Source organism: Pseudomonas germanica (genome assembly GCF_019614655.1).
Lineage (GTDB): Bacteria > Pseudomonadota > Gammaproteobacteria > Pseudomonadales > Pseudomonadaceae > Aquipseudomonas > Aquipseudomonas neuropathica.
In genome coordinates this window covers 1,044,102-1,065,000 of the sequence record NZ_CP071586.1, presented here as the reverse complement: position 1 = coordinate 1,065,000, position 20,899 = coordinate 1,044,102, and the positions used below count along the sequence as shown (strand labels likewise).

At 59.9% G+C, this 20,899-nt stretch carries 19 protein-coding genes (1 of these 19 running past the window's edge); 13 read left to right on the top strand and 6 right to left on the bottom strand.

From position 1 onward, the window contains the following. On the bottom strand, positions 1–889 hold the 5' portion of the coding sequence (locus J0G10_RS04560; RefSeq protein WP_220557595.1) for a CoA-acylating methylmalonate-semialdehyde dehydrogenase. The gene continues 605 nt to the left of window position 1, outside the view; only the first 889 of its 1,494 coding nucleotides appear in the window; it begins with the start codon at positions 887–889; its stop codon lies off the left edge, out of view. Between the two features lie 76 nt (positions 890–965). Further along, a complete protein-coding gene (gene aptA / locus J0G10_RS04555) occupies positions 966–2,315 on the bottom strand; it encodes an omega-aminotransferase AptA (protein ID WP_220557594.1) in 1,350 nt (449 codons plus the stop codon). 138 nt (positions 2,316–2,453) lie between these two features. Between aptA and J0G10_RS04550 the strand changes: the two genes are divergently transcribed. The 7 genes from J0G10_RS04550 (at position 2,454) to J0G10_RS04520 (ending at position 10,434) form a co-directional block, all read left to right on the top strand. After that, positions 2,454–3,374, top strand: a complete 921-nt coding sequence (locus J0G10_RS04550) for a LysR family transcriptional regulator (protein ID WP_064387741.1) — start codon at positions 2,454–2,456, stop codon at positions 3,372–3,374. 131 nt (positions 3,375–3,505) lie between these two features. Next, positions 3,506–4,894, top strand: coding sequence for a uracil-xanthine permease family protein (locus tag J0G10_RS04545; protein WP_220557592.1), 1,389 nt, complete (start codon positions 3,506–3,508; stop codon positions 4,892–4,894). 88 nt (positions 4,895–4,982) lie between these two features. Next, complete coding sequence (locus tag J0G10_RS04540; RefSeq protein ID WP_064387743.1) at positions 4,983–5,633, top strand: TetR/AcrR family transcriptional regulator; 651 nt, start codon at positions 4,983–4,985, stop codon at positions 5,631–5,633. 7 nt (positions 5,634–5,640) lie between these two features. After that, positions 5,641–6,222 (top strand): IMPACT family protein, encoded by a 582-nt coding sequence (locus J0G10_RS04535; RefSeq protein ID WP_220557590.1) that lies wholly within the window; start codon positions 5,641–5,643, stop codon positions 6,220–6,222. 618 nt (positions 6,223–6,840) lie between these two features. Then, a complete protein-coding gene (locus J0G10_RS04530) occupies positions 6,841–8,388 on the top strand; it encodes an ABC transporter ATP-binding protein (protein WP_095126085.1) in 1,548 nt (515 codons plus the stop codon). Positions 8,389–8,401: 13 nt separating this feature from the next. Next, entirely contained in the window at positions 8,402–9,508 is a 1,107-nt protein-coding gene (locus J0G10_RS04525) for an ABC transporter permease (protein ID WP_095047400.1), read from the top strand. After that, entirely contained in the window at positions 9,508–10,434 is a 927-nt protein-coding gene (locus tag J0G10_RS04520; protein WP_064118442.1) for an ABC transporter permease, read from the top strand. The genes J0G10_RS04525 and J0G10_RS04520 overlap by 1 nt, the downstream gene beginning before the upstream one ends. Before the next feature lie 58 nt (positions 10,435–10,492). Here J0G10_RS04520 and J0G10_RS04515 read toward each other — a convergent pair whose 3' ends face one another. Then, the gene (locus J0G10_RS04515) at positions 10,493–10,927 is read right to left on the bottom strand and encodes a hypothetical protein (protein ID WP_095047417.1); all 435 of its coding nucleotides are present in this window, start codon (positions 10,925–10,927) and stop codon (positions 10,493–10,495) included. 84 nt (positions 10,928–11,011) lie between these two features. Between J0G10_RS04515 and J0G10_RS04510 the strand changes: the two genes are divergently transcribed. The 3 genes from J0G10_RS04510 (at position 11,012) to J0G10_RS04500 (ending at position 13,633) form a co-directional block, all read left to right on the top strand. Then, a complete protein-coding gene (locus J0G10_RS04510; protein ID WP_093430322.1) occupies positions 11,012–11,362 on the top strand; it encodes a MerR family transcriptional regulator in 351 nt (116 codons plus the stop codon). 22 nt (positions 11,363–11,384) lie between these two features. Continuing rightward, entirely contained in the window at positions 11,385–12,071 is a 687-nt protein-coding gene (locus J0G10_RS04505; protein ID WP_086935984.1) for an SDR family oxidoreductase, read from the top strand. A gap of 203 nt (positions 12,072–12,274) precedes the next feature. Continuing rightward, positions 12,275–13,633: an 8-oxoguanine deaminase gene (locus J0G10_RS04500; RefSeq protein WP_220557588.1), complete on the top strand. Its 1,359-nt coding sequence runs from the start codon at positions 12,275–12,277 to the stop codon at positions 13,631–13,633. Between the two features lie 129 nt (positions 13,634–13,762). On the opposite strand, the gene J0G10_RS04495 is transcribed toward J0G10_RS04500, so the two are convergent. Further along, the gene (locus J0G10_RS04495; protein ID WP_095047398.1) at positions 13,763–14,854 is read right to left on the bottom strand and encodes a calcium:cation antiporter; all 1,092 of its coding nucleotides are present in this window, start codon (positions 14,852–14,854) and stop codon (positions 13,763–13,765) included. A 285-nt stretch (positions 14,855–15,139) separates the two neighbouring features. On the opposite strand from J0G10_RS04495, the gene J0G10_RS04490 reads away from it, so the two are divergent. The 3 genes from J0G10_RS04490 (at position 15,140) to J0G10_RS04480 (ending at position 18,354) form a co-directional block, all read left to right on the top strand. Next, positions 15,140–16,213 (top strand): BMP family ABC transporter substrate-binding protein, encoded by a 1,074-nt coding sequence (locus J0G10_RS04490; RefSeq protein ID WP_093430367.1) that lies wholly within the window; start codon positions 15,140–15,142, stop codon positions 16,211–16,213. A 141-nt stretch (positions 16,214–16,354) separates the two neighbouring features. Then, positions 16,355–17,320, top strand: a complete 966-nt coding sequence (locus J0G10_RS04485; RefSeq protein WP_220557578.1) for a 2-oxoglutarate and iron-dependent oxygenase domain-containing protein — start codon at positions 16,355–16,357, stop codon at positions 17,318–17,320. Positions 17,321–17,400: 80 nt separating this feature from the next. Beyond that, the gene (locus J0G10_RS04480; RefSeq protein ID WP_095047396.1) at positions 17,401–18,354 is read left to right on the top strand and encodes an adenosine deaminase; all 954 of its coding nucleotides are present in this window, start codon (positions 17,401–17,403) and stop codon (positions 18,352–18,354) included. Positions 18,355–18,475: 121 nt separating this feature from the next. On the opposite strand, the gene J0G10_RS04475 is transcribed toward J0G10_RS04480, so the two are convergent. Further along, positions 18,476–19,858: an MFS transporter gene (locus J0G10_RS04475; protein WP_220557576.1), complete on the bottom strand. Its 1,383-nt coding sequence runs from the start codon at positions 19,856–19,858 to the stop codon at positions 18,476–18,478. Positions 19,859–19,998: 140 nt separating this feature from the next. Beyond that, a complete protein-coding gene (locus tag J0G10_RS04470; RefSeq protein WP_093430305.1) occupies positions 19,999–20,733 on the bottom strand; it encodes an ArsR/SmtB family transcription factor in 735 nt (244 codons plus the stop codon). Positions 20,734–20,899 lie beyond the last annotated feature (166 nt).

The following is a 20,899-nucleotide window of genomic DNA, read 5'->3' as shown; positions in this document are numbered from 1 at the left end:
GTGCATCCGCTACCTGGTCACCCACGCACACGGCCACCGAAATCGCCATGCAGCGCTCACCGCACGAACCATAAGCCGCGCCCATCAGTGCGCTGACCGCGTTGTCCAGATCGGCATCCGGCATCAGCACGGCATGGTTCTTCGCGCCGCCCAGTGCCTGGACGCGCTTGCCGCGCTTGGTACCTTCGGCATAGATGTACTCGGCAATCGGCGTCGAACCAACGAAGCTCAGCGCTTTGACTTCCGGCGCTTCGATCAACGCGTCCACCGCCGTCTTGTCACCGTGCACCACGCTCATCACGCCTTTCGGCAGACCGGCTTCCAGCAACAACTGAGCGATCAGCAGTGTCGAGCTTGGATCACGCTCGGACGGTTTGAGGATGAAGCAGTTGCCGCAGACGATCGCCAGTGGATACATCCACAGCGGCACCATGGCCGGGAAGTTAAACGGGGTGATACCGGCAACAATGCCCAGCGGCTGGAAGTCCGACCATGCGTCGATGTTCGGGCCGACGTTGCGGCTGTACTCGCCCTTGAGGATTTCCGGGGCAGCGCAAGCGAACTCGACGTTCTCGATACCACGCTTCAGTTCACCGGCGGCGTCTTCCAGGGTCTTGCCGTGTTCTTCGCTGATCAATTGCGAGATGCGTGCTTCGTTCTGCTCCAGCAGTTGCTTGAAGCGGAACATCACTTGGGCGCGTTTGGCCGGTGGCGTGTTGCGCCAGGCCGGGAACGCAGCCTTGGCGGCATCGATGGCTTTCTGGATGGTGGCCTGGCTGGCCAGTGGCAGCTTATGGATAGCCTGACCAGTGGACGGATTGAACACATCAACCACGCGACCGTTCTCGGTCACCAGTTCGCCATTGATCAAATGCGGGATAACGCTCATCGAAAACTCCTGAATTCTTGTCCACGGGCACCCACCATGGAGCGCCCGTTTTTGTCGGTATATATAGAAGGAAAAATCAGTCGAGCTTGTTCAGCACTTCGCCGACCGCGTCGAACAGCCGATCGAGGTCTTGCGGCTTGCTGTTGAAGGTTGGGCCGAACTGCAAGGTGTCGCCGCCGAAGCGTACGTAGAACCCGGCTTTCCACAGGGCCATGCCGGCTTCGAACGGACGCACGATGGCGTCACCGTCACGCGGGGCAATCTGGATCGCACCGGCCAGACCGAAGTTACGGATGTCGATAACGTTCTTCGAACCTTTCAGCCCGTGCAGCGCGTTTTCAAAATGCGGTGCGACTTCTGCAACGCTCTGTACCAGGTTTTCCTTTTGCAGCAGGTCGAGAGCCGCCAGGCCAGCGGCACAAGCCACCGGGTGTGCCGAGTAGGTGTAGCCGTGTGGAAATTCCACGGCGTATTCCGGGGTCGGCTGGTTCATGAAGGTCTGGTAGATCTCGGAGCTGGCAATCACCGCGCCCATCGGGATCGCGCCGTTGGTGACTTGCTTGGCGATGCACATCAGATCCGGGGTCACGCCAAAGGTGTCGGCGCCGAACATATTGCCGGTGCGGCCGAAACCGGTGATCACTTCGTCGAACACCAACAGGATGCTGTGCTGATCGCAGATTTCGCGCAGACGTTTCAGGTAACCCTTTGGCGGAACCAGTACACCAGCGGAACCGGCCATAGGCTCTACGAATACCGCGGCGATATTCGAAGCATCGTGCAGCTCAATCAGTTTCAGCAGTTCATCGGCCAAGGCGATACCGCCCTGCTCCGGCATGCCACGGGAGAAGGCATTGCTCGCCAGCAGCGTGTGCGGCAGGTGATCGACATCCATCATCGCCTGACCGAACAGCTTACGGTTGCCGTTGACGCCGCCAAGGCTGGTGCCGGCGATGTTCACACCGTGGTAGCCGCGGGCACGGCCGATCATTTTGGTTTTTGTGGCCTGACCTTTCAGGCGCCAGTAGGCACGGACCATTTTCACCGCAGTGTCAGCGCACTCGGAACCGGAGTCGGTGAAGAACACGTGGTTGAGGTTGCCCGGGGTCAGCTCGGTGATCTTCTCGGCCAATTGGAACGACAGCGGGTGGCCGTACTGGAAGCCCGGCGAGTAATCGAGGGTGCCCAACTGTTTGGAAACCGCTTCCTGAATTTCCTTGCGGGTGTGGCCGGCGCCGCAAGTCCACAGCCCGGACAAAGAGTCGTATACCCGGCGGCCTTTGTCGTCGATCAGCCAACTGCCTTCAGCACCAACGATCAGTCGCGGGTCGCGCTGGAAGTTGCGGTTGGCGGTGTACGGCATCCAGTGCGCGTCCAGCTTCAGTTGGCTGGCCAGTGGCGACGGCGCGTTTTCAGGCATGTTCATCGGGCAAAACCTCGCAGGGCATAAGCGTCAGGGAGATAAAAAGCGTTGTTGCAGCTAAATTGCCACGGGGATAAAGTCGGTGAAATTCAACTCTTCTAACCTTCAGTTAGAACTTTGCTAAACAATGAGAACAATAAGATGAGCAGCCGTCGCCCCGATCCGCTGGCCCAGGTCAGTGACTTTGATATCCGCTTGCTGCGGATTTTTCGCAGTGTGGTGGAGTGCGGCGGCTTCTCGGCAGCGGAAACCGTGCTCGGCATCGGTCGCTCGGCGATCAGCCAACAGATGAGCGATCTGGAGCAGCGCCTCGGTTTGCGTCTGTGCCAGCGTGGTCGAGCCGGGTTTTCGCTGACCGAGGAAGGTCGCGAGGTGTATCAGTCGGCACTGCAACTGTTAAGTGCGCTGGAAAGCTTTCGCACCGAAGTCAACGGCCTGCACCAGCATCTGCGGGGTGAGTTGATCATTGGCCTGACCGACAACCTCGTCACCCTGCCCCACATGCGCATCACCCACGCCCTCGCTCAGTTAAAGGAACGCGGGCCGGATGTGCAGATCCAGATCCGCATGATTGCGCCCAATGAAGTCGAGCAAGGCGTGCTCGATGGGCGTCTGCATGTCGGCGTGGTACCGCAGGCCAGTGCGTTGTCGGGTCTGGAATATCAGCCGTTGTACAGCGAGCGTTCGCTGCTTTATTGCGCTGTTGGTCACCCGCTGTTTTATGTCGACGACAAGCAACTCGATGACGAACGCCTGAATAGTCAGGACGCGATTGCGCCGACTTTTCGTTTGCCGGCGGATATTCAGGCGCATTACCAGGCGCTCAATTGCACGGCCAGCGCTTCGGACCGTGAAGGCATGGCGTTTCTGATCCTGACCGGACGCTACATCGGCTATCTGCCGGATCACTACGCCAGTCTCTGGGTGCAGCAGGGGCGCTTGCGTGCGCTGAAATCGCAAACGCGCTTCTACGACCTGAGCCTGGCATCGGTCACGCGTAAGGGGCGGCGCCCTCATTTGGTGCTGGAAAGCTTTTTGGAGAGTCTGGCGGCGACACGTTGAAAGCAAGTTCAAAAGATCGCAGCCTTCGGCAGCTCCTACATTTTGGGGTTATTCGCCGATAAAGCTGAGCAAGTGGACAGCTTTTTGCAGTGCAGGATCAACCCCGATCCTTCAACAAGAAGCCTTAAGCCATGCAGCCAGATTCCGCACCGTCCAGCGACCTGATCTACGGCCTCAACGACCGCCCCAAACCCGCTGCTGCAATTCTTGCCGCGCTGCAGCACGTGCTCGCCAGTTTCGTTGGCATCATCACCCCACCATTAGTGATCGGCTCGGCCCTCGGGCTGACTGCGCATTTGCCTTATCTGATCAGCATGGCCTTGATGGTCTCGGGCGTCGGCACGTTTATTCAGGCGCGGCGACCATTCGGGATCGGCGCGGGAATGATCTGTCTGCAAGGCACCAGTTTCGCCTTTCTCGGTGCGGTGCTCTCCGCTGGTTTTCTGGTCAAGCAGCGCGGCGGCAGCCCGGAAGACATTCTGGCGATGATTTTCGGTGTGTGCTTTTTCGGCGCAATCGTGCAGATCGTGCTCAGCCGCTTCATCGGTCAATTGCGTCGAGTCGTTACGCCGCTGGTGACCGGGATCGTCATCACCCTGATCGGTATCAGCCTGATCAAGGTCGGCATTACCGATCTGGGCGGTGGCTTCAACGCGCCGGACTTCGGTGCGCCGGGCAATCTGGCGCTGGGCGTGTTTGTGTTGCTGACGATCATTCTGCTTAACCGCTCGAATACGCCATGGGTGCGGCTGTCGGCGATCATCATCGGACTGTTGCTCGGTAGCCTGGCCGCTTGGTTCAGTGGAAAACTGCTGCCGCAACCGTTGCCTGATTTGCCGCTGGTGAGTTTTCCTACGCCGTTCAGGTTTGGATTCAGCTTTGACTGGACAGCGTTCCTGCCGGTCGCGCTGATTTATCTGATCAGCACCATCGAAACCGTCGGCGACCTCACTGCCAACTGCATGCTCGCCCGTCAGCCGATCAGCGGCCCTTCTTATATAAGCCGCCTGCGCGGTGGCGTACTCGGCGATGGCGTCAGCTGCATGATCGCCGCGACCTTCAGCGCTTTTCCCAATACTACGTTCGCGCAGAACAACGGCGTGATTCAGTTGACCGGCGTCGCCAGCCGCTACGTCGGGCTGTACATCGGCGCGATTCTGTTTTGCCTCGGCTTGTTCCCGATGATCGGCGCGGTGCTGCAACAGATTCCGAAACCGGTGCTCGGCGGCGCGACCCTGGTGATGTTCGGCGCGGTGGCGGCTGCCGGCGTGCGCATCCTCGCGCAGTCGCCGCTGGATCGACGCAGCATGTTGATCATCGCCACATCGTTCGGCGTCGGCCTGGGCATTGCCGCGCAACCGAACCTGCTGCACCTGCTGCCAAAACTGGTGCAGAACCTGTTTGATTCGGCGATCACCAGCGGCGGCCTGACCGCCATCATCCTGTGCCTGTTGCTGCCGGAGTCAAAAACCGAGCCCGCTGAAGTGCACGCGCCGCTGAACAAGATCGAACAGGCGTAACGGTTTTATCGCTCAAACACTTGTCGGATGCCTGTGGGTGCGCTATCAACGCAACTGGTTGCACCCACAGACAAACCCGGAAGTGCCTATGACCTTTGAAGTCCCTGCCCATGGCGGCAAACCCGCCAGCCGCATTCGTCAGAAAAACGAAGAGACCATTCTCAAAGCCGCCGAAGACGAGTTCGCCCGTCACGGGTACAAAGGCACCAGCATGAACACCATCGCGCAGAATGCCGGGTTGCCCAAGGCGAACCTGCATTACTACTTCACCAACAAACTCGGTTTGTACGTGGCGGTGCTGAGCAACATCATCGAGCTGTGGGACAGCACCTTCAATACCCTCACGGCCGAAGACGATCCGGCCGAAGCGCTGACCCGCTACATCCGCGCCAAGATGGAGTTCTCCCGCCGTCAGCCGCAGGCCTCGCGAATCTTTGCGATGGAAGTGATCAGCGGTGGTGAATGCCTGACCGAATATTTCAATCAGGATTACCGCGCCTGGTTCACTGGCCGTGCGGCGGTGTTTCAGGCGTGGATCGATGCGGGCAAAATGGACGCGGTCGATCCGGTGCACCTGATCTTCCTGTTGTGGGGCAGCACCCAGCACTATGCCGACTTTGCGACGCAGATCTGCCGCGTCAGCGGTCGCAGCAAGCTGACCAAGCAAGACATGGAAGACGCCGGCAACAACCTGATCCGCATCATTCTCAAAGGCTGCGGCCTCACTCCTCCTCTATAAGACGTTTATGCCTTTCACCCTCAGCGGTTTTTGCGAGTACCGCGAAGAGATTCGCAAAAGCCGCTTTATCACCTTCGCCACGTCGATCGGCAGCCCTGCCGAGGCGCAGGCGTTCTTCGAGCAACACAGCGACTTGAATGCCTCGCACAATTGCTGGGCGTGGAAGCTCGGCGATCAATATCGCAGCAATGACGACGGCGAGCCGGGCGGCACGGCGGGTCGGCCGATTCTCGCGGCAATTGAGGCGCAGGATTGCGATCAGGTCGCGGTGCTGGTGATTCGTTGGTACGGCGGCATTCAACTTGGGACTGGTGGGTTGGCCCGGGCTTATGGCGGTGGCGCGAACAAGTGCCTGCAAACGGCGGCGAAGGTTGAGTTGATCAGTCGGGTGCCGTTGAGTTGCGCTTGCGGGTTTGCCGAGTTGGCGTTGGTGAAGTTGCGCGTTGCCGATCTGGGTGGGTTGGTGGTGGAGGAGAACTTTACCGCCAATGGCGTTGAGTTGAAGTTGGCGGTGGGCGAAGCGCAAATCGATATCTTGCAAACTCAACTAGCCGATTTGAGTCGTGGGCGGATTTTGCTTCAACGATAAAAGATCAAAAGATCGTCCGATCGCGGCCCGAGCGTTCCGCAGCTCCTACAGGGGAACGCATTTCAAATGTAGGAGCTGCCGAAAGCTGCGATCTTTTGGGGCGATCCCGAATTTCCTTATTCCACAGAGTTGCCCACATCGGCTGTGCACCCGACTGTGGATAACCTGAGTACATTCCGCTGTAACCCTTCTGTCACGTGGCTTTGCGCGGTTTGTTCACTTTTCGTTCAATTCTCCCGACGAAACGAAATTTTCAAACAGAAACAGTCAGTTAGCGCGGTTTATCACCATTAGAAGAAAGCACCGCAGTGCTTATGCCCGGGTTTGCAGCTTGCGCACAATAACTGTGGAACAAGCTGTGGATAACCCGTTCATGGCTGGCGCAGTCGCTGGATCCATCTAGCCCCCAAGGGATTGCTCGTTTTTTGATCATATCGCGACGGGCAAAACTGGCGCCCGAGCAACGGCTTTGCTCTGAATTGGTGCCATCGTCGTACGTGATTCGGCCTTCAATGCTCTATACCGAGTGCTGCCACACGCGGCCCGCTCGCGTTCCTGACTCAATGGCCAGGAAATTGCTTTATCCACAGGCACAACTCCAAGCAAGTCGAGCCTGTCATGCCAATTGCTTCCAACACCCCGCGCCTGCAACTGCGCCACATCAGCAAACGCTACCCCGGTTGTCTGGCCAACGATGCCATCGACCTGAGCATCACGCCCGGTGAAATTCACGCCCTGCTCGGTGAAAACGGTGCGGGCAAAAGTACGTTGATGAAGATTATCTACGGCGTCACCCAAGCCGATGCCGGCGAGATGCTTTGGCAAGGTCAGCCGGTGAATATCCGCAACCCGGCCCAGGCGCGGCAGTTGGGTATCGGCATGGTGTTCCAGCATTTCTCACTATTCGAAACCCTCAGCGTGGCGCAAAACATTGCTTTGGCGATGGGCGCAGCAGCCGGCACGCCGAAACAACTGGAACCGAAGATTCGTGAAGTGTCGCGCCGTTATGGCATGGCGCTGGAGCCGGAGCGACTTGTCCACAGCCTGTCGATCGGCGAGCGGCAACGGGTGGAGATCATTCGTTGCCTGATGCAGGACATTCGCCTGCTGATTCTCGATGAGCCAACCTCAGTGCTGACGCCGCAAGAGGCCGGCGAATTGTTCATCACCCTGCGCCGCCTCGCCGCCGAAGGCTGTAGCATTCTGTTTATCAGCCACAAACTCGCTGAAGTGCGCGCGTTGTGCCACAGCGCGACTGTTCTGCGCGGTGGGCGCGTGGCCGGGCATTGTCTGCCAGCGGAGTGCTCGGATCAGCAATTGGCGCAGATGATGGTCGGCGAAGCGGCGGCGTTGATTGGCGACTATCCGAAGGTCAGCGGCGGCGCGACGTTTTTGCAGGTGAAGGGCTTGAGTTGGCACAACCCGGATCCGTTCGGCTGCTCGCTGACTGACATTGATGTGCAAGTGCGCAGCGGTGAAATCGTCGGCATCGCCGGGGTCGCGGGCAACGGTCAGGATGAATTGCTCGCCCTGCTCAGTGGCGAACACACCTTGCCTCGGGTAGAAGCGGCAACCATTCGATTCGCTGAGCAGAACGTCGCCGATTTGCGCCCGGATGCCCGTCGCAAACTGGGTCTGGCTTTCGTCCCCGCCGAACGCCTCGGGCACGGCGCGGTGCCGGAATTGAGTCTGGCGGACAACGCCCTGCTGACGGCTTTCCAGCAAGGCTTGGTCAGCAACGGGCTAATCCAGCGCGGTAAAGTCGAAGCCCTCGCCCAACAGATCATTCAACGCTTCGGCGTAAAAACTCCGGACACGCAAACCGCCGCGCGCAGCTTGTCCGGCGGCAACCTGCAGAAATTCATCCTCGGTCGGGAAATTCTTCAGCAACCGAAACTGCTGATCGCTGCGCACCCAACCTGGGGCGTCGACGTCGGCGCGGCCGCGACCATTCACCGTGCGCTGATCGCGCTGCGCGATGCCGGCGCGGCGATTCTGGTGATCTCCGAAGACCTCGACGAATTGTTCCAGATCAGCGACCGCCTCGGCGCGCTGTGCGGTGGACGTTTGTCGGCACTGCAAGACACCAGCAAGACACAACTCAGCGAAGTTGGCGGCTGGATGGCCGGCCAGTTCGACCACGCCCCTTCAGCCGCCACGGTTTAACGGAGTTTTCCACATGCTGCTTTCCCTCGAACCCCGTGGCCAGCAATCGCGCCTGATGCTGTGGTGCTCGCCGTTATTGGCGGCGGCGCTGACGCTCGGTTGCGGCTCGCTGCTGTTTATCGCCCTCGGCCACGACCCGCTGCAAACCTTGCACACGCTACTGATCGCGCCGGTCAGCGATTTGTATGGCGTCTCCGAATTATTGGTCAAGGCGCTGCCGATTCTGCTCTGCGCACTGGGCCTGGCGGTGGCGTATCAGGCGCGGATCTGGAACATCGGCGCCGAAGGTCAATTGCTCCTCGGCGCTCTCGCCGGCAGCGCTTTGGCGGTGAACATCATCGATATGCAAAGCAGTTGGGCGCTGGTGTTGATTCTGCTCACCGGCACCCTCGCCGGCGCGGCGTGGGCCGGGCTGACGGCGTGGTTGCGCACGCGCTTCAACGCCAACGAAATTCTCACCAGCATCATGCTCAATTACATCGCGCTGAATCTGCTGCTGTTCTGCGTGCACGGGCCGCTGAAGGATCCCGCCGGGTTCAACTTTCCCGAGTCGGCGATGTTCGGTGACGCCAGCCGTTTGCCGCTGTTGATGGAGGATGGCCGCGTGCACGCCGGGGTGTATTTCGCCCTGCTCGCACTGGTCGCGGTGTGGGTGTTGTTGCAGAAAAGTTTTGTCGGGTTCCAGATCAAAGTGCTTGGGCTGGACAAGCGCGCGGCGGGGTTCGTCGGCTTTCGCGAGAAGCGTTTGATCTGGCTGGCGCTGTTGATCAGCGGCGGCTTGGCCGGGCTCGCAGGTGTCTGCGAAGTCACCGGGCCGATTGGCCAATTGGTGCCGCAGGTGTCGCCAGGTTACGGCTATGCGGCAATCACCGTGGCGTTTCTCGGACGCCTCAATCCGATCGGAATTCTGTTTTCCAGCCTGTTGATGGCGCTGTTGTACATCGGTGGCGAGAGCGCGCAAATGAGCCTGAATATGCCGCAGGCGATCACCCAGTTGTTTCAGGGAATGATGCTGTTTTTCCTGCTCGCCTGTGACGTGTTGATTCTCTATCGGCCACGCCTGAACCTGCGCTGGGTGAAGCGCACGTCGACCACCGCCGTAACCGCCGGAGCGCTGTGATGGATATCGATCTGTTGAGCAATATTTTCTACGCCATGGTGCGTTGCGGCACGCCGTTGTTGCTGGTGGCGCTGGGGGAATTGATCTGCGAGAAGAGCGGCGTGCTCAACCTCGGGCAGGAAGGGATGATGCTGTTTGGCGCGGTGATCGGTTTTATCGTCGCACTCAACAGCGGCAACCTGTGGCTTGGCGTGTTGCTGGCGATGCTGGCCGGGATGTTGTTGTCGTCGCTGTTTGCGCTAGTGGCGTTGGTGTTCAACGCCAATCAGGTAGCAACCGGATTGGCGCTGACAATTTTTGGTGTCGGGCTGTCGACCTTTGTCGGCGCAGCTTGGGTCGGTAAACCACTGGCCGGTTTTGAGCCGTTGGCGATTCCTTATCTGAGTGAGATTCCGCTGATCGGGCGGATGCTGTTTGCTCAGGATTTGCTGGTGTATCTGTCGTTCGCGCTGTTTGCGCTGGTGGCGTGGGTGATCATCAAAAGTCGTGTCGGGTTGATCATTCAAGCGGTCGGCGAGAATCCGGATGCGGCCAGTGCGATGGGCTTGCCGGTGTTGACGGTACGTACGCTGGCGGTGCTGTTTGGCGGGGCGATGGCCGGGTTGGCCGGGGCTTATTTGTCGCTGGCGTATACGCCGATGTGGGCGGAAAACATGACCGCCGGGCGTGGCTGGATCGCCCTGGCGCTGGTGGTATTTGCCAGTTGGCGGGTGTGGCGGTTGTTGCTCGGGGCTTATTTGTTCGGCCTCGCCAGCATCCTGCACTTGGTGGCGCAGGGGTTGGGGCTGGCGATTCCGTCGAGTCTGCTGGCGATGCTGCCGTATGTGGCGACGATTGTGGTGTTGGTGTTGTTGTCGCGCGATGCGCTACGCACAAGATTGTATGCGCCGGTTTCGCTTGGGCAGCCTTGGCAGGCGGGGCATTAATGTAGTGATGTCAATGGCCCCATCGCTGGCAAGCCAGCTCCCACAGGTTTAGTGCTGATCACAAATTTTGCGCACTACTCGGACACTGTGGGAGCTGGCTTGCCAGCGATGAGGCCCTCACAGGCAACACTTGAGCAATGCCCCACGCCAGTTCGAAGACCAGAAAAATAATCAGGATCGAACTGGCGCCATGGGCCAAGGCATATGCTTGCCAAGCGGCAAACAAAAACCGTCCCACCGCGTCATACCGTCCATAAAGCGCCTGCGGATCACGAATCCGCAGCACCGCCCACACGCACACCACCGAGCCCAGCAGATTCGCCATCAACAGGTGCACAGGCGCAAACGCCGGCAGTTCACCGGGCAAATTCAGCGCGGTCAAAAACCCATGCAAAGCGGCAAAACTCCACGGCGTGGCAAATGCCACCGTGACGATCAGGTCATACCAGGCACTGCCAAGCACCACATTGCGATATTGCGTTGAAGTCCACATCATCCATGCTCCGCAAAATTCAGGGAGCAAGCACGGTAAAGCCTGGAGTATGCTCCAGGGTCAATAGCCTTTTTGAGAGCCCGCATGCGCATCGGTGAACTAGCCCAAGCCTGCGCCGTCAGCCGTGACACGCTGCGCTTCTACGAGCAGCGCGGGCTGATTGCCGCGCAACGCCGTGCCAACGGTTACCGCGACTATCCGCCAGACATGGTGCAACTGGTGCTCTATATCAAAACCGCGCAACGCCTGGGATTTACCCTCGGCGAGATCAGTGACAGCGTTGCCGCGCTGTGGAACGCCCCCAACCCGGACAACGCCGTGGCGCAGTTGCTGCGCGACAAACTGCAACTGATCGAAACCCGAATGCGCGAGCTCGACACGCTGCGGCAAGAGTTGCAACTTCGCCTCGGTCAGGCCTGTCCATTGAATCCATGATCCTCATTCATCAAGGAAGCCCATCATGTCTGCAAAAAACGCACTGATCATCGGCGCCTCCCGGGGCCTTGGCCTCGGTCTGGTGAAAACCCTGCTGGCCGACGGCTGGCAAGTCACCGCCACCGTGCGCAATCCGCAAAACGCCGAGGCGCTGCAAGCGCTGGGCAAGGTGCGGATCGAGAAGCTCGACATGGATGACCAGCAAGCGGTGATCGCCCTGAGTCAGCAGCTCAAGGGCGAAACATTTGACCTGCTGTTCGTCAACGCCGGGGTCAAAGGCCCGGCAGATCAGACCCCGGGCGGCGCGACACTGGCCGAAGTCGGTCAGCTATTTTTCACCAACGCGGTGGCACCGATCAATCTGGCCCAGCGGTTTGTCGGGCAAATCCGCGATGGCAGCGGCGTGCTGGCGTTCATGAGTTCCGGACTGGGCAGCGTCACCGTACCCGACGCACCGGAGCTGGCGTTGTACAAGGCCAGCAAGGCTGCGCTGAACTCGATGACCAACAGTTTTGTCACGCAATTGGGCGAGCAGAAAATGACCGTGTTGTCGCTGCATCCGGGTTGGGTGAAGACCGATATGGGCGGCGAAGGGGCTGACCTTGATGTGGAAACCAGCACCCGTGGATTGATTGATCAGGTGAATGCGTACACCGGCAAGGGCGGACATCACTTCATCAATTACAAGGGCGAAACGATTCCCTGGTAATTGATGATCCCCTGTAGGAGCTGCCGAAGGCTGCTCCTACAGGGGTTGTGTATTTTGGTGATGTTGTCCGGTCGGGTTGGGCTTGCCCGATGCAGCGATTTGTTTGAAACTGCGCACCTCGTCCCTCGCGGCGACCCTGGATCAGCAGACAGGGCATCACTGAGCTGGCAACCCTGAACCCCATTTTCAGAGGAGCCGGCAACATGCCCGCGACCCGTACCTGGTTAAAAAATCCCCTCGCCATTTTCACCTCCAACGAGCTCGATGCCCGTGGCGGTCTTGTCGTGCAAGACGGTGTCATCGTCGAAGTCCTCGCGGCCGGCCAACTGCCGTCGGCGCCGTGCAATGCAGTGTTCGATGCCCGTGAACATGTGATCCTGCCGGGCCTGATCAACACCCACCATCACTTCTATCAAACCCTGACTCGCGCCTGGGCGCCGGTGGTCAATCAGCCGTTGTTCCCGTGGCTGAAAACCCTGTACCCGGTCTGGGCGCGCCTGACGCCAGAAAAACTCGCGCTCGCCACCAAAGTCGCTTTGGCCGAACTGCTGCTGTCGGGCTGCACCACTGCGGCCGACCACCACTACCTGTTCCCGGACGGTCTGGAAAACGCCATCGATGTGCAAGTCGAAAGCGTGCGTGAACTGGGCATGCGCGCCATGCTCACTCGCGGTTCGATGAGCCTCGGCGAGAAGGACGGCGGTCTGCCGCCGCAGCAGACCGTGCAGGAGGGTCAGGTGATTCTCGACGACAGTCAGCGCCTGATTCACGAGTACCACGAACGTGGCGATGGCGCGCAAATCCAGATCGCGCTGGCGCCGTGCTCGCCGTTCTCGGTGACCCCGGAAATCATGTCGGCCAGCGCCGAACTGGCGAACAATCTGGACGTGCGTCTACACACGCACTTGGCCGAAACCCTCGATGAAGAAAATTTCTGCCTGCAGCGTTTCGGCCTGCGCACCGTCGATTATCTCGACAGCGTCGGCTGGCTCGGCCCGCGCACCTGGCTGGCCCACGGCATCCACTTCAACCCGGACGAAATCGCGCGTCTCGGCCAGGCCGGCACCGGTATTTGCCATTGCCCGAGTTCGAACATGCGTCTGGCCTCCGGCATTTGCCCAAGTATCGATCTGACTGACGCGGGTGCGCTGTTTGGTCTGGGCGTCGACGGTTCAGCGTCCAACGATGCGTCGAACATGATTCTCGAAGCGCGTCAGGCGTTGTACATCCAGCGTCTGCGTTACGGCGCCGAGAAGATCACCCCGGAACGCGTGCTGGGCTGGGCGACCAAAGGTTCGGCGAGTCTGTTGGGGCGCACCGACATTGGTGAGCTGGCGGTGGGCAAGCAGGCGGATCTGGCGTTGTTCAAGCTCGATGAGCTGCGCTTCTCCGGTAGCCATGACCCGATTTCGGCGTTGCTGTTGTGCGGTGCCGATCGTGCGGATCGGGTGATGATTGGCGGCAAGTGGCGCGTGGTCGATGGCCAGGTTGAGGGTCTTGATCTGAAAGGCCTGATCGCCGATCACAGCCAAGCGGCACGCCAGTTGATCGCCGGTACCTGATCCCCTCCCCATATGATCGTTCCCACGCTCTGCGTGGAAATGCATCTCGGGACGCTCCGCGTCCCAGCGGCGGACGCAGAGCGTCCATGGCGGCATTCCCACGCGGAGCGTGGGAACGATCACCCGTCGCTAGAGGCCCAGCAGAGACAGCATGATGAAGGTCGCGAACAGCACGAAGTGGGTCATGCCTTCGATGGCATTGGTCTCACCGTCATTCAAGTTGATCGCGCTGACGATCAGCGTGATGAAGATCATCACCGTCTGTACCGGTGTCATCGCCATCTGAAACGGCTGACCGGTATACAGGGCCATTGCTTCCATCACCGGCACCGTCAGAATCACCGTCGACAATGACGCGCCCATCGCAATGTTCACCACCGACTGCATACGGTTGGCCAGTGCCGCACGCAACGCGGTGAGAATCTCCGGCGCGGCGGAAATCGCCGCCACCAGAATCGCCGTGATCACCGGCGGCGCGCCCGTGCCTTCCAGGCCCAGATCGAGGGTCTTCGACATCACTTCGGCCAGTGCGCCGATCACCACAATGCCAAACACCAGAATGCCGATCGACAGGCCGATGCTCGGTGCATTCGCCTGCGCGTCCTGCGGTTCTTTCTTGCGGCGCTTGTCCGGATAGCTGTAGCTGAAAAAGTAACTGTGCGGGCCGACCTGCATGCGCAGAAACAGCGCGTAAAGCACCACCATCGCGCCGATGGTGAACGCCGAATAAATCTTCCAGTTGGCCTCGGGAATAAACTCCGGCACCACCATCGACACCGCCATGGCGGTGAGGATCATCACGCTGTAGCTGCGCGCGGAATCGTCGTTATAGGACTGCTCGCCATGTTTGATCCCGCCCATCAGTGCGGCGAGGCCGAGGATGCCGTTGATGTCGAGCATCACGGCAGAATAGATCGTGTCGCGCACCAACGTGGGCGACGCTTCGTTGCTCATCATGATCGCGAGAATCACCACTTCCACCAGCACGGCCGCAAGCGTGAGGATCATCGTGCCGTAAGGGTCGCCAACCTTTTCCGCGAGCAATTCGGCGTGATGGGCGACGCGCATCGAGGCGGCGACGATGAAAGCGATCAGCACCAGACCGCCGAGCAGCGCGACGATCTGGCCGCTGTGCAGCAGCCAGTGTTCCAGCGGATAGGCAACGCACGCGGCGATGACTGCCAGCAGCAGAAAGCTTTCTTGCTTGAGAATTGTGAGCATGGCGGGCCTTTTGCCGAAGAGTGCGAATGAGCTACTGACTGCAGGGCGGCGCTAACGTTTCGTTACACCTTAGCGCACCAGCGAATAGCAGCGAGTTTGGCAGGTGCCCTTTTATTGGCCTCACCGGCCTCTTCGCGAGCAGGCTCGCTCCCACAGGGGAATGCGCTCGAAGGTGGGGCGAGCCTGCTCGCGAAGGCCGCACCGCGGTTTCGGAAGGTTTGTTGTCCTGTTGGTCAGCAATTTGCATTGGCCCTGACCACACACAACAAAATGGAGTTCGAATTCATGCAAATACGTCCGCTGCACAAACTGCTGTGCGCCGCCCTCGGTCTGGGGATCAGTCTGAGCGCCAGCGCTGCCGATCCGCTCAAGGTCGGCTTCGTCTACATCGGACCGATCGGTGACCACGGCTGGACGTATCAGCATGAGCAGGGGCGCAAGGCCCTCGCGGAAAAATTCGGCAATCAGATCACCACCAACTACGTCGAGAACGTCGCCGAAGGCGCCGACGCCGAGCGGGTGATCCGCAACATGGCCAAGGACAAATACGACCTGATCTTCACCACCTCCTTCGGCTACATGAACCCCACCGTCAAAGTCGCCAAGCAATTTCCCAAGGTGACCTTCGAACACGCCACCGGCTACAAACAGGACAAGAACCTTGGTACCTATCTGGCGCGCACTTACGAGGGTCGCTACGTCGGCGGTTTCCTTGCGGCGAAGATGACCAAGACCAAGAAAATCGGTTACGTCGCTTCGTTCCCGATCCCCGAGGTGATCCGCGATATCAACGCGATTCAACTGGCCTTGAACAAGTACAACCCCGGAACCGAGATCAAAGTGGTGTGGGTCAACTCGTGGTTCGACCCAGGCAAGGAAGCCGACGCGGCCAACGCGCTGATCGATCAGGGTGTCGACGTGGTGTTCCAGCACACCGACAGCCCCGCGCCGATTCAAGCCGCCGAACGTCGTGGCGTGTACGCGGTGGGTTACGCCTCGGACATGGCGCATTTCGGGCCGAAAGCCGTGCTGACGTCGATCGTCAACGACTGGGCGCCGCATTACATTCAGGCGACGCAGAGCGTGATCGATCACAGCTGGAAACCTCAGGATTACTGGGGTGGGTTGAAGGAAGGCACGGTTGAACTGCCGATCAGCGACCTGGTGCCGGCACCAGTGAAAGCCGAGGCCGAGCAGATCATTGCCGATATCAAGAGCGGTGCATTGCAGCCGTTTACCGGGCCGATCAAGGATCAGGCCGGGGTCGAGAAAATCCCGGCGGGTGTGAGTGCGAACACTGCGGAACTGGCGTCGATGAACTATTACGTTGAAGGCATGAAGGCCGAGATGCCGAAGTAAGCCACCTGACCCCGATCGTTCCCACGCTCTGCGTGGGAATGCCGCCCGGGACGCTCCGCGTCCCTGCCAAAAGCGGACGCAGAGCGTCCATTGAGGCATTCCCACGCGGAGCGTGGGAACGATCACAATAGAGAATGCGAAATGGATCAGCTTCCGATCATCGATATCAGCCCGCTCTACTCCGCCGATGAAAACGCCTGGCCCGCCGTCGCCGCGCAAATCGACCTGGCCTGCCGCGAATGGGGCTTTTTCTACATCAAGGGTCATCCGATTTCAGCGCAGCGCATCGACGCCGTGCTCGATCAGACTCAGCGTTTTTTTGCCCTGCCCGCAGCGGAAAAACTCAAGATCGACATCACCCAGACCCGCCACCATCGTGGCTACGGCGCCATCGCCACCGAGCAACTCGACCCGAGCAAACCCAGCGACCTCAAAGAAACCTTCGACATGGGTCTGCACCTGCCGGCCAATCATCCCGACGTGCTCGCCGAAAAACCGTTACGCGGGCCGAACCGTCATCCCGCGCAGACCGGATGGCCTGAGTTGATGGAGCAGCATTACCTCGACATGCAGGCCCTCGCGCAAACCCTGCTGCGGGCGATGACCCTCGCGCTAGGCATCGAACGCGACTTCTTCGACAGCCGTTTCAATGATCCCGTCAGCGTCCTGCGCATGATCCATTACCCACCGCGTCACACTGCCAGCTCCGCCGAGCAGCAAGGCGCCGGCGCGCACACCGATTATGGCTGCATCACCCTGCTCTATCAGGACAGCGCCGGTGGCTTGCAGGTCAGGAACGTGCGAGGCGAATGGATCGACGCGCCGCCCATCGACGGCACCTTCGTGGTCAACCTCGGCGACATGATGGCGCGCTGGAGCAACGACCGTTATCGCTCGACCCCGCACCGGGTGATCAGCCCGCTCGGCGTGGATCGCTACTCGATGCCGTTCTTCGCCGAGCCGCATCCGGACACCCGCATCGAATGCCTGCCGGGTTGTCAGGACGCAGAGCATCCGGCGAAATATCCGACGACCACCTGCGCCGAATTCCTGCTCTCGCGCTTCGCCGATACCTACGCCTATCGCCGCGAGCAAGAAGCCGTGTGATGGATCGCTTGGTCAGGTTTTGCCAATTGTTTCGGCGAGCATCTGTAGAATGCCGTCATTGCACCTGATGAGAAAAGAATATGTACGACTGGCTCAACGCCTTGCCCAAGGCTGAACTGCACCTGCATCTGGAAGGCTCGCTGGAGCCTGAGCTGCTGTTCGCCCTGGCCGAGCGCAACAAGATCGCCCTGCCGTGGAGCGACGTGGAGACCCTGCGCAAGGCATACGCCTTCAACAACCTGCAGGAATTCCTCGACCTGTATTACCAGGGCGCCGACGTATTGCGCACCTCGCAGGATTTCTACGACCTGACCTGGGCCTACCTGTTGCGTTGCAAAGCGCAGAACGTGATTCACACCGAACCATTCTTCGACCCGCAGACCCACACCGATCGAGGCATCCCATTCGAAGTGGTGCTCAACGGCATCGCCGCAGCACTGAAGGATGGCGAGCAGCAACTGGGCATCACCAGCGGTTTGATCCTCAGCTTCCTGCGCCACCTCAGCGAAGAAGAAGCCGAGAAAACTCTGGACCAGGCACTGCCATTCCGTGACGCGTTTGTCGCGGTCGGCCTCGACAGCTCCGAGATGGGCCACCCGCCGAGCAAGTTTCAGCGCGTGTTTGATCGCGCCCGCCACGAAGGTTTCCTGACCGTTGCCCACGCTGGCGAAGAAGGCCCGCCGGAGTACATCTGGGAAGCTATCGATCTGCTGAAAATCCAGCGCATCGACCATGGCGTGCGCGCCATCGAAGACGAGCGTCTGATGCAGCGGATCATCGACGAGCAAATCCCGCTGACCGTGTGCCCGCTGTCGAACACCAAACTCTGCGTGTTCGATCACATGTCGCAGCACAACATCCTCGACATGCTCGAGCGTGGCGTGAAGGTCACGGTGAACTCCGATGACCCGGCGTACTTCGGTGGTTATGTGACCGAGAACTTCTACGCGCTGCATGAACATTTGGGCATGACCCAGGATCAGGCCAAGCGTTTGGCGCAGAACAGCCTGGATGCGCGACTGGTAAAACCCTAAGCAACACCGAAGTACCCATGTGGGAGCGAGCCTGCTCGCGAAGAGGGAGTGTCAGTTAACATTTTCGTTGAATGACACTCCGCTTTCGCGAGCAGGCTCGCTCCCACAGTGGGTTCTTTGTTCAGCCTGGGATTTGGGTTTCGGTCAGCTCTTCCAGGGTTTTCCCTCGCGTCTCCATCCCGAACAGCCACACCACGCCCGCCGCAATCGCAAAGCACGCCGCGCCCAGCGCAAACACCCCGCCCTGCCCGGTAATCGGGAACACCAGTCCGGTCACCAACGGCCCGAGCAGCGAACCCACGCGGCCAATCGCCGAGGCAAAGCCCGAGCCGGTCGCCCGCGCCGACGTCGGATAAAGCTCCGGCGTATAGGTATAGAGCACCGCCCACATGCCGAACAGGAAAAACTGCATCAGCAACCCGGTGCCGATCAGCAGCGCCACGTTGCCGCCAAACACCGCGCTCTGCCCATACAAAAACGCCATTACACCTCCGCCGAGCAACGTCACGATGCATACCGGTTTGCGCCCCCAGCGCTCAACCAGCCATGCGGCCATGAGAAACCCGGGAATCCCGCCCAGGGAAATCAGCACCGTGTAATACACCGACTGCGTCACCGCGAAACCCGACTGTTGCAACAGCGCACTGAGCCACGACGTCAGCCCGTAAAAGCCGAGCAGCGCAAAGAACCACAGACTCCAGAGCATCGTCGTGCGCTGGCGATACTGCGGCGACCAGATCTGTTTCAGCGCCGCAAAGAAGTTGCCCGGCGGCGTCACGGTACGCGGCAATCGAATCGGTTCCGGCAGCGCGGCACCACCGAGCGACGAACGCACCCGCGCCTCTATGCCGTTCAATACCTTGTCTGCCGCCTCATGTTTTCCGGCCTGTTCCAGCCAGCGCGGTGACTCAGGAATGAAAAACCTGATCGCCAGTACGAACACCGCCGGCACCGCCAACACCAGAAAGATGTCGCGCCAGCCAATCAGCGGCAGCAGAAAGTAGGACAGCACGCCGGCAGCAACGAAGCCGAGCGGCCAGAAGCCGTCCATCAACGCGATGTAACGTCCGCGGCGCTGCGCTGGAATCAGCTCGGACAACATCGACTGGGCGATCGGAAATTCCATGCCCATACCGATCCCCAACAGGATGCGAAACAGCGTCAGCGTCTCGACCGTTTGCGCTGTCGAGCACAGATAACTGGCCACGCCCCACAGCACGATGCTCCACTGAAACACCGGTTTACGCCCGAAGCGATCGGCGAGCATGCCGGACAGCGACGCCCCCAGCACCATGCCGAAAAAACTCGAACTGGCGAGCAATCCCGCTTGCGCACTGCTCAGGCCGAACTCGGCTTTGATCGAGCCGAGCAGGAAGGTCATCATCGCCAGATCCATGGAGTCGAAGAAAAACGCCAAGGCGATGATGATGAAAATGATCCGGTGATAACCGCTGATCGGCAGTCGTTCCAGACGTTCTGCCGCGCTGTAGCCGTGAGTCTCCATGCCACCTCCCCCATCCGAAAAATATCCCCGGATCGAGTGTGCTTGATAGCGAAACGGCGTTAGTGCTGGATACGACCTGTTCGCAGTCGCGGGCGACGCCAGAAGCGCTTACGCAGTTCCGGACGTCGATTGCGAGTGCTCTACAACGCCATTTCCAGCTCGGTTTCCTTGGCGAAACGGTGCAGCTCCCGTTGGCCGGTGGCGGTCAATTGCAAAGCTCTCGAGTCGTTGGGCAGGGTCAGCCAGCCGGACTGCATGAACAACTGCAATAACGCGGCGCCGAGTGATCCCCCCATGTGCGGACGACGTTCGCTCCAGTCTGGACAAGCACACGCCACTTGCACGTTGCGATGGGCCAGCGCCTGAATGAACACGCCACGTCCAGCCAACAGTTTCGAACCCTTGTGGGTCACCACGACGCGTTGTTCAAGCTGTTCGATCCAGCCAGCATCGAGCAAGCGCTGATACAGGTCCGCCGCCAGCGTACCGCCGAGGTGGTCATCGCAAAAACGCGCGCGCAACAATGAGGACGGCGCGGTTTGCGGTTTGGCCATGGGGGTGGTGCGTTTGAAGACCTCGGGAATTTCCCGTGGAGCACTGGCGATGGTGGCGCTGGCCAATGCTTCTATCGCAGCACCGACCTCCGGTGCCGAGAGACGGAAAAAGCGTTTGCGACCACGGACTTCGACCTTCAACAGACCACCCGTGGATAGCCGCGCCAGATGTGCGCTGGCCGACGATGGCGACAGCCCTGCCAGTAGCGCAAGCTCCTCGGTTTGCCGGGCCGAGCCATCCATCAACGCCCACATCATCGCGCTGCGCTTGGGGTCGGCCAGCAACGTGGCGATCTGGCTGATGCAAGGTGCATGTTCCATGTGTTCACTCCCTGTTGAATCGTATCGTCTACTGCTCGGAGACATCTTGGCCGGTAATCAGTCATCGGCCAAGACGCGAAAATCGCCATGAACCGGGGCGAGGCAAGCCACTGACGCAGCCTGCTCCGGCACAGAACCCGCAGCAGTTGCGCGACCGTCACTCGAA